The sequence below is a fragment of the Bacillus cereus group sp. BfR-BA-01309 genome (assembly GCF_022664315.1).
GTDB lineage: Bacteria > Bacillota > Bacilli > Bacillales > Bacillaceae_G > Bacillus_A > Bacillus_A mobilis.
On record NZ_JAKUHE010000005.1, the window covers coordinates 1 to 12,499 of the forward strand.

Here is a 12,499-nt window from a genome sequence, read left to right on the forward strand (position 1 = left end):
GTCTTAACTCCTGTCACTGCCACTACATCTTTCACGCCTGCTTTATTATTCACTACTGTGATTGCCCCTGCCACTGGCGCTTTTGTTACTGTTTCAGATGCATATTTCACTGCCACACGAGCACTTTCTTCTTTATTCGTTTTTGTCACTGTTACGTACACTGTTCCACCTGTTGCCACGAATAAATCTTTTTTCGTAATTACGGCTTCTGCTTCCTTCTCTTTCACTGTTGCTTTTCCTAGTTCTTTTCCTTCTTTGGCTGCGTCATATACCTTGACTACATCACCAGCTTCTAACTTGCTTACTGTAATTGTGTCTTCTTCTCCTGTTGCGTTGTTCGCTGTTTTAATTACTGACGCCGCTGGCGTTACTGTGATTTCTGCATCATATGCTTTCACTGTACGCGTACTTTCTAACTCACCTTTGCTTTGTACACTTACGTATACATTTCCTTTTGTTTTTGCGTCTTTTGCGATTTGATCAATTTCTATTTTTGCTTCTTCCGCATTTTCTGCCACTGTTGCTTTTCCTAGTTCTTTTCCTTCTTTGGCTGCGTCGTATACTTTAACTACGTCGCCTGTCTTAACTCCTGTCACTGCCACTACATCTTTCACGCCTGCTTTATTATTCACTACTGTGATTGCCCCTGCCACTGGCGCTTTTGTTACTGGCTCAGCTGCATACTTTACCGCTACACGTGTGCTTTCTTCTTTTCCTGCCTTAGTAACTGTTACATATACTGTGCCACCTGTTGCTGTTAATAAATCTGTTTTCGCAATTGTTCCTTCTTTACCATTCTCTCCAACTGTTGTTGTAGCCAATGCCTTCTCTTCTTTAATCGCATTATATATTTTTACAATATCTCCAGCTTCTAAATTACCAACTGAAATCGTATCTGTATCACCCGTTTTTTTATTTTCAACCTTAATGGCTGAAGTCGCTGGAGCTATCGATGGATTACCTGCCGCTAAAGCTGTGATAGATGGGGCTGTAGCAGAAAACATCAAAGCTGAACTCACACAAATACCCGTTAAAATTTTAGAATTTTTATTTTTTTTCATTATAATTCCTCCTGTTTTAATAGAACAATAATTAGATATTTTAATATTAACAGATTATATTATCTTACTTTTTTAAAAAATATGCTAGTAGATTTTTTATTATTAAGTACTTTTTCATCATAAAAATATATATTTAAAAGCAGTTATACTTAATTTAAAATATATAAACCAAACAAATAAGGTAATCAATCATATATATGAATTGACTACCTTACATTAATAGGAATCCTAAGTAATTACATATCTTTTTTTATAAAACTAACTTATCGACAAGACCAATTAACTCTTGAATATCTGGCTTACTCACTTGGGCATTCGCACCAACAGCCTCACCTTTATGGAATAACTCATTCGTAATTAATGAAGAGAAAATAATGACCGGTAAACGATTCATTACTTCACTATCCTTAACTACTTTCGTTAAATGATGTCCATCCATTTTCGGCATTTCAATATCCGTAATTAGCAGGTGAATATGTTCAAACATTTTTTCCCCTTGCTCTTTCGCTAGTTTTTCAATTTGTGCTAATGCTTCTGCACCATTGCTGAAGAAATTCATTTTCGTATATCCAGCTGATGATAATGTTTCTTCTAATATTTGGCGAAGCATTGCTGAATCTTCTGCAATATAAATAACCTTTTCAGCTCGATCTGTTTTTTGCTCTAAACCTGCAAGTGATTTATTGTCATAGCCAGTACCGCTAATTTCACATACAATTTTCTCGTAATCTAATAGTAAGATGATTTTTCCATCTAGTTTTACAATACCAGATGTCGTTTCTTCTAGTCCCATAGACAATGAAGCTGGTTCATCAATTTGTTCCCACGAAATACGTTGAATACGATGCACTTCATCAACGCGGAAAATTACTTTCATTTGATTTAATTCTGAAATAATAAATTTCGTTTGATCAAGTGGCTTTGTCGATTTTAAATTAAGAGCTGTCGCTAAGTTAATAACAGGTAAAATTTCACCACGTACTTGGACAACACCTTCAACTGCATGATGAGATTCTGGCACAGTTGTAACAGGGAATGGATTAATGATTTCACGTACTTTCATTACATTAATACTAAACAGATTTTCACCAACAGTATATGTGACAATCTCTAATTCATTTGTTCCGCTTTCTAATAAAATACTTTGTGCTTGTGACATAAAAGTGTCGCTCCCCTTCCATTAATTCCGTATATCTAATTATTAAGCTTTATCAAACCGAAAAAGTCAACTACCTACATGAAAAATATAGATAGTTGAACGATTCATTTATCCCGCTATTTGCAGGCAGTAAAACTCCCATCTCAAAAATCAGCTAGAGAAAAGAAGTTAGGTAGGAGATCACATTCCCGTAAATGCCCGATTGGTTCACCTCATAATTAGTGGGGGATGCCCCCCCACTAATTAAAGTTTCACTTTATTTAAAAAGCCGCTTAATCTTGTATAAATGAAGCAAGTGCCTCTAATAACACTTCTTGTGCTCCTACAATTTCTGTCGGCATTGCTTCCCACTTTTTTGAAAGCTCCGTTTCGACTCGTATTCTTAGCTCCGAATCCATTTCTTCTAGCACATATTCTTTCGTCGCTATATCAACATCAAGTAGCGCAAGCGCATATAATTCTGGATCATTTATTTTTTTAAATAATTGTTTCAATATAGATGGTGCTATATGTTTTAATTTTTCAATATGAATTTCTTTATCAGAAAATAGTAACTCATATTGAATAAACGTAACATTTTCTTTAATCACTTTAAAATAGCAATTATTTTTTTTATCATTTACAAAGTAACCGTTCGGATCTGCAATAATACTCTCTACTTTACGAATTAAATCCGGCAAACTACTCGCCGCCATAACAGTCCGCTGCTCAACCTCACTTGGCGAAATGAATGTAACGCGATACTTATTCTGCGCCATCCTCCTCACCTCTCCTTTTATAGAAATCTATCGTCACAAATAAACTTATTAGTCCATCTAACACGCTAAGACCACAGGTATTATTCATACTACACTTCGCTTAAATCTTAAACTAGCCTAGTAAATCTTCATATCTCTGGTCTTAAACAACGGTCGAGCACCCACATAAGCACTAACCGCCACCACACACCGCCAGGTCCTCTCTCAAAACCTAAAAAAGGGCTTTTAAAAGCTTTTTAAGAGCTTTTCAATAACTCGATGTTATTGAACCAAAATGCAATCTGCTGATCCGTTATCCCTGATAGTGTAATAAAAAACTCACGGCACTTCATCTCGTCCTTAAACAGTTGATACTTCCATTCTCCTTCGCTACCAACACTTACGAAATAAAACTCATGAATACGGCCAATAATTGATTGCTTTTCACCAAATGAATATGCAGGTACTTGCTTAATTTCAAATTGATCAGGTAAATATATATGCTCTTCTCGTTCCATGTTTAACACTTGCTCGGCAAGTTCACGTTTATTTCCAAAAAAAGGCAATTGTAAAATTCGCTCTTGTCTTGTCGTCATACGAATAAAAAACCCTTTCTACTACATTACAATTTTACTTTATGATATATTATCGAATTAAGTTCACAACTTCATTTAATACTTCATCTGAAACTTTAATTACTTTCGCATTTCCTTGGAATCCACGTTGATAAAGCATTAAATCAACAAATTCTACAGATAAATCTACGTTTGAACTTTCTTTTGCTGACCCTCGTACATTCCCTGCACCATTCTCACCAGCAACACCTACCCCTGGAATACCCGCTGATGGTGTCGCAACGTAATTTCCATTCCCTGTTTTCATTAATCCACCTGAATTCGGGAATGTAGCTACAGCTAGTTGTCCTACAACTTTCATACTACCATCTGAATATTTCATCATAACGAAACCACCATCAGAAATAGAATAGTCATTTGCAATTGCAGCTGGACGCCCCGTTACTTCTGTTGTAGAAATAGTTTTCCCTGTCGGATAATTTGTTAATCCGCTTAAATCAAGTGTTAGACCACCACCAAAAGGAATTTGAACAGATCCACCTTTAGTAATTTCACCAGTTACTGGATCTTTTTGTACAGCCTCATCTGTCTCCTTTAAATTTCCTAATGTATCAAATTTAAGATTTTTTTCGCCCGTCATGCCTTCAACAGGCTTAAATTCTTTTTCGTTTTTAGAATCATTCCTTACAGAAACTGTATATGTATATTCACCTGGCACTGGCTTTTCAACTTCTTTACCATCTACAGTCTCTTTTGTAGTCTTTTGTTTAATATTTACACGTAACGTTAACGAGTTCCCTTCCGCATCAAAAACTGTGAATTCGTGTGATAATGCATTTTGGTTTCTAGGAAGGTTTCCGCCTATTGTCGCTTTATCTGTTTGAATCCCACCAACAGCTGATCCCATTGGAATATGAATTGGGCTTGGTCGTGAAGAAAAATCTACTTCTTGTGTTCCTGTTTTTACACCATAACCTAGTACATACTGTCCACCTGTATTTGTAACATAGCTATCTTTCGATACACCAAAAGACCCTTTTCTCGTATACTCTACATTTCCACCGTTACGATCACCAACTAAAAACAAACCGTTTCCTTCTATCGCTGTCTCCATCTTATCACTAGTTAAAGTAATAGAGCCATCACTAAAATCAGTAGATGTCCCACTGAACTTTACACCGTTACCAATACTCTTTGGATTCGTACCAGCATAGGCACCATCACCACGTGAACCAACCGTATTATTATATAGTAAATCATCAAAAATAGCCTTTTGCTTTTTATATCCAACTGTTTGTGCATTTGCAATATTATTTGAAGTAACACTTAATGCATTTTGTGCTGCATTCATCCCTGTAATACTTGTATATAACGCTTTAATCATAACCTTTGTACACTCCTTTTATTAATCTTGCTTAACCTCTTCATTTTTTTCTATATCATCTTTCTTCTCATCTTCCGGATTAGTTTCTGTTATCGGTTTATCAGAAACCCTCTCTATGAAACGAAGTGAGACAACTTGATTATCAACAATAAGTTGCACATCGTTATTTTCAGCAAGTCGAACTGTTTCCACTTGACCAGTCACTTGCTTTCCATTATTGCTTACACCTCTAACGTACTTTCCTAAAAACTTCATCCCTCCATCAAGAGCAGTCGAATACATCGTTGATTGCAGTTTATCTACTGCTTTCGTCATATTCTGTACTTGCTCCATAAGCGATAGCTGTGCTGTTTGGTTCATCATTTGGTTCATATCCATCGCATTAAACGGGTCTTGATGTTGAAAGCTTGCTAAGAAAAGTTTCAGGAAATCATCTTTATCCATAATACCGGGTGTTTTTTGAGTACTTGCTGATACTCCGTTTGCTTGTTGAGCTGTCGACTGTGCACCAGTAACAGATGCGTTTTTTGTTTGTGCTCCTGCTTGTAACGGAATATGATTTGTACTCGTTGTATTTAATCCAACTGTTGGCACACTTTATTCCTCCAATAATCCCGCAAATTCTTTTGCATGTTGTTTTTCATGTTTCGTACTTGCTAATTTTTGTTTTTGTCTTTGCTCTTGTTCTCGCTGTTCTTTTCGATTTTCATCTTTATCTGAATAGCTAATTTGAATATTGATTTCTTTTTCTTTTAACTTCAGTCTCAATTCATCAAAAATGATTTCAACACGTTTTTTCGCATCATGTTTTTCCATTTCTACGTGAACATCAATTTGATCTCCATGTTTTTTCATAAACACCGTTAATGTGCCAAGTTTTTCTGGATTTAACTGAAATAAAACACGCTCTTGTTTCACTACAAATTTTTGCAACGCTTCTACTTGTGCTTCCATTTTCTTTCCTAAGTCAGGTAACGTAACTTTCTCAGCGCCATTATTTGATTTTCCTATTTGATCCGTACCCGTTGCTTTATTTAGTAACTCCGCACCCGTTGAACTCGAATCGTTTAACACATCACCTTCCGGCAACTCTATCTTTACATCATCGCCCTCAGCTTTTGGAAGATCTACATCTAAGTCTTTGGAATCTTCTTGTTTTTTTGCGATATTACAAGTTTCTGTTTCTACAACTTTCAATACTTGCATCGTTTGCTCTGGCATCGTCACTTTATCTAATACCATTTGCATTGTATCTTCTAAACATATAGCATTTTTAATATTCATATTTGAAAGGAGCTCTTGTAACTGTTGTAATTCATTGGCGGGTAATTCGTTAAGTTTTATATTCCCATATTCTTTATATAGCTCTTGTATTTTTTGTATGTATTGATATAACAATTCCGGTTGCACACGTAATTGCTCAATTGCAACCATTTGCTCAGATACAGCTAATAACAACTGTTCTGTTTCTTTTTTTTCTTTTTTCTTTACAATTGGCTCTTCTTTCGTTACTGATTGTTTAGAAAGAATGTATTCTTTTTTTTCTTCTTTTGGTGCTTCTTCTCGTTTCATTTTCTCCGTTTTCGGCTGCTTTTTATTTTCCATTCTCATCGTACGATCGAATGAAGAATCTTCACTTTTTGATTGTACTTCTAGCCCTTTTTCTTTTTGCGGAGGTAAACTTTGTTGCACCGGTAATACAGACTGTATCACTATATTCACCTCATCCATTCATACACATTTTCAAATCAAGAAGCATTTTTTCTTCCTGCTTTTCTCGTACTTTAGCAAGCTTCCTACAACCTTCTTGATACATCTCATCAATGACACGTTCTTTTTCTTTTGCCTGTTCTAAAAGGCTTTCATTTTTTTGAATAAAATCTTCCGTTTTTTTAATTTTCCGATTCCATTCTTCTATTCTTTCAGGTGAAAACGTATGTGACGAAAGCATGCCAGCCATTATACGCTGCCCAGTTTGTACGACTTTACTACGCGATTTTACAACATATAAATCATATTCTTTTTTTTGTTCTATTTTTCTTTTTTCAGCTGTTAATTCATACACTTCTTTCAAAATCTGTTCTTTTTCTTGATTTATTTGCAATTTTATCGTGTCGTACTGCTGTTTATCCACCTGTTTTCATAACCCCTTCCTATTATAACGTTCTCTTTTTCTATTATATAGTTTTTTCCCAAAAAAATCTGTGAAATATTAAAAAACAAAAAAATAAGACCTCTTGGGCAGAGGTCTTATACTGTATGGTGCATCGCTTCAACAATATCATCAAATTGGAAACTATCAGATCGACCTTGTTTTAAAAACGTATTTATACCTTCTACTTTGTTTTTACATTCAAAAATATAAGCATTTTCTGCATTTTCTTGAATCGTCCCTAATTTAAAATACAATTCATTTTCTTTATAAACAGATAAGATTTTCCTCATTTCATTTGCAAGTTGCCAATGAGTTGGCGAAACGATTTCTTCCATAATCCTACTCACTGAGTCTAGCACTGAAATAGCAGGGTAATGACTAAGTGTTGCAAGCTCACGTTTTAATACAATATGTCCATCTAAAATACCACGCGCTAAATCTGGTACAGGGCCGTTTAAATCGTCTCCATCGACGAGTACGGTATATATACCTGTTATGGATCCCTTTTGTGTTTTCCCAGAGCGCTCTAACAGCTTCTTCATATAACTTTCCATTAAGAGTGTCTTACCACCAATTGGCAACTCTTTAACGGCAATATCAACGCTTCTGCGAGCATCCGCAAAACGAGTAACAGAATCCATCATAAGTAGTACGTTATTGCCTTGATCACGGAAGTATTCAGCAATAGACGTTGCAAGCTTCGCTGCACGAAGTTGCATTAGGTGACTTTCATCTGACGTCGCTACAACAACGACGCTTTTTCGCATTCCTTCTTCACCTAATTCTTTTCGAATAAAGTCTTTTACTTCTCGGCCACGTTCTCCTACTAAACTAATAACATTAATGTCAGCTTTTGCGTTTTTCGCAATCATTCCGAGTAAAGTAGATTTACCAACACCAGAACCAGCAAAAATACCAATTTTTTGACCGATGCCAATTGTTAGCATAGAATCAATTGATTTGATTCCCGTTTCAAATACATCGGTAATTTCTTCACGTTCAAATGCATGAATAGGCGGGGCATCTAGTTTTATTTTTTGTAATGGAATATTCTCTGCATCCTCATTTAGTACTTCGCCATTTGCACTTAACACTTTTCCGAGTAAATAATTACCACGTGGTACGACAACATCTTCTGCAATTAGTGTAACTGAATCTCCGTAACATACTTTTTCTGTTTGTTCAAACGGAAGTAACATGTTGTTCTCTTTTTCGATTGCAATTACTTCACATAAGACGCTATGTTCTCCAACGAGACAAACATCACCGATTTTCGCCTTTGGCCCTTTCGCTACAAAAAACTGTTCTTGTACACTATGAACTTTACCGACTTTCGTATAAAACGGCGTTTCAATAAATGTATTCCATTTTTGGTTTTCATTCATTAATAGTCGATTCATACATTTTGCTCCTCAAATACCTTCTCTTCTTTCCATTTCTGGCGAAGTTTCGCAAATATAGGTGCAAATTTAAATTCAAAGAACTCTTTCTCTTCTTCTAGAACAAATTCACCGAACTGTAAGGAGAAATCATATTTCCATTCTACTAATTGTAGTAACCAATACTCTTTCGTATTTTCCTTCTCTTCTTGAATACGTTCAAATGTTTCTGGGTGTACGGTAATGATTAATTTTTCAAACGAAGTAGGCAACGTTTGAACGATGCCAGTTAAAATAGGTAACACATCAAGCAATCGTGAATCTACTGCTTGATTCACGATTTTTTCTGCTAAATGAAAAGATTGATTCCATAATAACTCTGTCCATTCATATGCTGTTTCTTGTTGTTCTTTTTGAAACTGCATACGTGCTACTTCCATCTGTTCCATTTGTTCATGAATATGCATTTGAAATTGTTCTTTATCTTGCAATAGCTGTTGACGCTCTCTTTCTAGCGTTTGCTGTTCTTGCCTTAGCTGATTCATCTCCATATGTAACGATTCTTGTTGCGCACGAAGTTCTGCATGATCAACTTGTAATTCTTCCTCTTCTATATGAACTGCGGCTGGCTTTGGGAATTGTAATTCATACGTTTCTTCAGAAAAAGAAACAGAATTCTTCGGAATTCTGTTTTTAAATAAGGACATCATCTTCACCTCTTTGAACGATAATTCTTCCTTCCTTCTCTAGCTTTTTCACTGTACCTGTAATCGTTTGCTGTGCCTTTTCAGCATCCGTCATCTTAAGCGGTCCTAAGCCATCTAATTCTTCTAGAATCATCTCTTTACGGTTTGAAGACATACATGTAAATAATTTCTCTTTAATTTCTTCTTTTGCAATTTTAAGTGCTTTCGCAATAACACCGTTATCTGTAATTTCTTCTAATACACGACGAAGTGCAAGAGCTTCAAGTCCGAGTAAGTCTTCAAATACAAACATGTTTTCTTTAATTTTCTCAGATAACTCATAATCCATTTCATCCAGCTTTTGAAAGACTGTTTTTTCAACACCTCGTGAAACATTATTTAAAATGTTTACTATTGTTTTCAAGCCATCCGTTTTATTAATTGCATTAAATGCCATATTATTTAATTTTGATTTTAATAAATCACCAATTTGATTTATTAATTCACCATCAACTTGCTCTAGCTTCGCAATACCCATTACCGTTTCTACTCGCTTATGATCTGGTAATCTCTCAATTAATTGAGAAGCGAGCTGCGGTTTAATATAAGAAGCGATAATCGCAATCGTTTGTGGCGATTCATCATTAAGTACCGTAAGAAGCGGTTCTAAATCCGCAAGTGAATTTAAGAATTCAAACGGATTATCTTTGTTATACCAAAGATCTTCTAATAATTTTTCTAGTTCGTCTTCTGGCATATTTTTAAATATGCGACGAATATATTCTTTATCCGGAGTCACTAGGTTTAATTCTTTTACATTTAATTCATACAAGAACTCTCCTAGTACATTTTCTAACGTTTCCGGTTTATATACACGAAATTTCGCGATTTCACGAAGTAATACTTCTTTTTCCTCAGCCGTCATATATTCAATGACTTTTGCTGCCACCCCTTCTTCTAATGTACGAATAAGGATGGCAGCTTTTTCTTTGGAGGAGATTTCATCTAACATCGTTGTTCCTCCCTTACTGTCCATTTAACCATTTTTTAATTACTTTTGCAGTACCTTCTACATGTTCTTTCGTAGCATCCTGCACTTGTTCATCTAACGTCGGTTCTTTCGGTTCTTCTGGTTCTGGTTTTGGCTCTGGTACTATTTTTTCTTCGGGAATTTCCATAATACTTTCATTACTTGCAGCACTTTCCTCTTCTGCTAAGTATTCTTCATATTCCTCTTCTTCTTTCTTTCTCTTACGTCTTGCTAAGAAGAACCATACTAGACCACCAATTGCTAATAAACCAGCTGGAATTCCACCGAATAACCACCAGTTTATACCGCTTTCTTCTGGTTCTTTCTTCTTCTCTTCTTTCGGCTGATCAAACTGAACAGTTACAACGTTAACTTGACCGTTTGTAAAGTTTCCATTCGGATCAGCTTGAAGCCCAGCAGCTGTGCCGATTGCTTCTTTGAAAGTAGTCATATCTATTTTTCGTTTTACTAACGTATCATTGTCTACCCATACTACAACATTTGTTTTCGTTAATTCTGGGTGTTTCTTAATTGTTTCAACTGTTTTATCTATTTCATAGTTTTCAATTTTGTTACCATTTTTATTATCATAGACGATTTTACCATTTTGATTATTGTTCGTACCGTAGTTTGGTACTTCACCGTTCGCTGTAATACCAGCGCCTTGTTTCGTCTCTGCTCCTTCTTGTGCAGTAGAGCTTTCTTCTTGCTCTTGTTTACTACGAAGTACACCTTTATCACCATATTTTTCTGACTGGCGTGTAACTTCATCATAGTTTACAGACACTTTCGTATTCACTTTATATTCATTCGGTTTAAACATCGTCATTAACGTTGCATCAATATCTTGCTTTAATTTACCTTCAATTTGTTGTTGCATCTCTACCTCTTTTTCATAAGAAGAGGAACTAGTAGAATGCGCTTCATCTGCTCCTTTTGAGATAATACCTTTTTTGCTATCAATCACACTTACTTCTTCTGCTTTTACACCTGGAACTGCTGCACTAATCATTTGCTGTATACCTGCAACTTGATCTGCCGTTAATAATTGGCCACGCTTCACTCCAACCGTAATCGCAGCTGTTCCTTTTGCTTTTTCTTCATCAAAAATTGTCTCTTTTTCAGGTAATGTAATTTGAACATTTGCCGTTTCAACTGTCGCAAAGTTCCTTACGATATCTTGCTCCAATTGCTTTTTCGTACCGACAATTTGCTTCATTTTTTTATCTTGCTCACTTGAACCGAGCGAGCTTTCTAATAAAATTTCCTCACCGCTTTTAGAATTAAACGGTAAGCCCATTCCATTCATTTCTTTTCGAACCCATGGAGCATCATTTTTTTGCACACGAATCGATCCATCGGCCGCTAATTGATAATCGACACCTAACTTTGATAATTCTGCTGTAATCTCTTGCTTATCTGTATCATTTAAATTTTGATATACAACAACATATTTATCTGGCAAGGTGAAGTATAAAAGTGCTCCTGTTACAATCGCTAAAAGCGCAGCACCGATTACTAATTTATGCCACGTTTTTAACGATTGGATAACATTTTTCATCTTTTCCATTTAAACACACCCGTCCACTTTCCTAAATTTGCATATTAATTAGTGACTTATAATTTTCAATAAGATTATCACGTACGAGAGCAGCCGTTTTCATTTGAGACTCAGCCTTCTTCTGCTGAATTAAAACGTCATGTGTTTCTCCCACCCCTTTAGTTAGTAAATCATATACTGCTGTTTGCGCATTGTTTTGCGTTTGATTCATATCTTCCAATAAATCAATAAACTTTTTCCCCTCAACTACAGATGTTTGAGTAGTTTTCGGTGCACCAATTGACTGAATTGCTCCAAATGGTTGCGTATTTAGCATTGGTTGGATTTTCATATTACTATACTCCCCCTTATCCTCGACCGATTTCTAAATCTTTATCCAGCATTTTTTTATTCGCATTTAATACACTTGTATTCGCTTCGTACATTTTTTGGGCAACCATTACATTCGTCATTTCAGCAGTCACATCAACATTCGGATAACGTACATATCCTTCTTCATTTGCATGTGGATGTGTTGGGTCATACACTAAGTTTTCAGTTTTATCTGCTTCAATACTTTTTATTTTTACCCCATTAGTAGGAGACCCCTCTAACATATTTGCAAAACTATTGTTTGATTCTAGCACTACACTACGACGCTCATATAAATTTGCCCCCGGAGCAGCCGTTGTATTTGCATTTACAATATTGTTAGAAGTAACTTCCATCCACTTTCTCGCTGTCGTTAGTCCTGAGCCACTTGCATTAATTGCCTGAAACATCATTGTCTCTC

Annotated in this window: 13 protein-coding genes and 1 pseudogene; all 14 read right to left on the minus strand. The window is 35.7% G+C overall.

What is annotated here, in order from left to right; translation table 11 throughout:
* A pseudogene (locus MR115_RS10965) lies at window positions 1–1,061 on the minus strand (hypothetical protein); the annotation flags it as partial.
* A 250-nt stretch (window positions 1,062–1,311) separates the two neighbouring features.
* Window positions 1,312–2,220 carry a chemotaxis protein gene (locus tag MR115_RS10970; protein WP_064459934.1) on the minus strand — a complete coding sequence of 303 codons (909 nt, stop codon included), beginning with the start codon at window positions 2,218–2,220 and terminating at the stop codon, window positions 1,312–1,314.
* Between the two features lie 272 nt (window positions 2,221–2,492).
* Window positions 2,493–2,978, minus strand: coding sequence for a hypothetical protein (locus tag MR115_RS10975; protein WP_000068322.1), 486 nt, complete (start codon window positions 2,976–2,978; stop codon window positions 2,493–2,495).
* Window positions 2,979–3,214: 236 nt separating this feature from the next.
* Window positions 3,215–3,553, minus strand: coding sequence for a DUF3964 family protein (locus tag MR115_RS10980; RefSeq protein ID WP_242241231.1), 339 nt, complete (start codon window positions 3,551–3,553; stop codon window positions 3,215–3,217).
* Between the two features lie 49 nt (window positions 3,554–3,602).
* Complete coding sequence (flgE, locus tag MR115_RS10985) at window positions 3,603–4,916, minus strand: flagellar hook protein FlgE (RefSeq protein ID WP_098585632.1); 1,314 nt, start codon at window positions 4,914–4,916, stop codon at window positions 3,603–3,605.
* Window positions 4,917–4,937: 21 nt separating this feature from the next.
* Window positions 4,938–5,510 (minus strand): flagellar hook assembly protein FlgD, encoded by a 573-nt coding sequence (locus MR115_RS10990; protein ID WP_001143483.1) that lies wholly within the window; start codon window positions 5,508–5,510, stop codon window positions 4,938–4,940.
* A gap of 3 nt (window positions 5,511–5,513) precedes the next feature.
* Window positions 5,514–6,629, minus strand: coding sequence for a flagellar hook-length control protein FliK (locus MR115_RS10995; protein WP_242241234.1), 1,116 nt, complete (start codon window positions 6,627–6,629; stop codon window positions 5,514–5,516).
* A 10-nt stretch (window positions 6,630–6,639) separates the two neighbouring features.
* Entirely contained in the window at window positions 6,640–7,050 is a 411-nt protein-coding gene (locus MR115_RS11000) for a cytoplasmic protein (RefSeq protein WP_242241236.1), read from the minus strand.
* Window positions 7,051–7,166: 116 nt separating this feature from the next.
* A complete protein-coding gene (gene fliI, locus MR115_RS11005; protein ID WP_097918046.1) occupies window positions 7,167–8,471 on the minus strand; it encodes a flagellar protein export ATPase FliI in 1,305 nt (434 codons plus the stop codon).
* Entirely contained in the window at window positions 8,468–9,157 is a 690-nt protein-coding gene (locus MR115_RS11010) for a FliH/SctL family protein (protein WP_242241237.1), read from the minus strand. Before MR115_RS11010 ends, fliI begins: the two co-directional genes overlap by 4 nt.
* Window positions 9,144–10,148 carry a flagellar motor switch protein FliG gene (locus tag MR115_RS11015; protein ID WP_048561266.1) on the minus strand — a complete coding sequence of 335 codons (1,005 nt, stop codon included), beginning with the start codon at window positions 10,146–10,148 and terminating at the stop codon, window positions 9,144–9,146. The genes MR115_RS11010 and MR115_RS11015 overlap by 14 nt, the downstream gene beginning before the upstream one ends.
* A 13-nt stretch (window positions 10,149–10,161) precedes the next feature.
* On the minus strand, window positions 10,162–11,736 hold the full coding sequence (locus tag MR115_RS11020) for a flagellar M-ring protein FliF (protein ID WP_242241239.1): 1,575 nt from the start codon (window positions 11,734–11,736) through the stop codon (window positions 10,162–10,164).
* Between the two features lie 22 nt (window positions 11,737–11,758).
* A complete protein-coding gene (gene fliE, locus MR115_RS11025) occupies window positions 11,759–12,058 on the minus strand; it encodes a flagellar hook-basal body complex protein FliE (protein ID WP_242241241.1) in 300 nt (99 codons plus the stop codon).
* A 16-nt stretch (window positions 12,059–12,074) separates the two neighbouring features.
* The gene (gene flgC / locus MR115_RS11030; RefSeq protein WP_064449886.1) at window positions 12,075–12,488 is read right to left on the minus strand and encodes a flagellar basal body rod protein FlgC; all 414 of its coding nucleotides are present in this window, start codon (window positions 12,486–12,488) and stop codon (window positions 12,075–12,077) included.
* Window positions 12,489–12,499 lie beyond the last annotated feature (11 nt).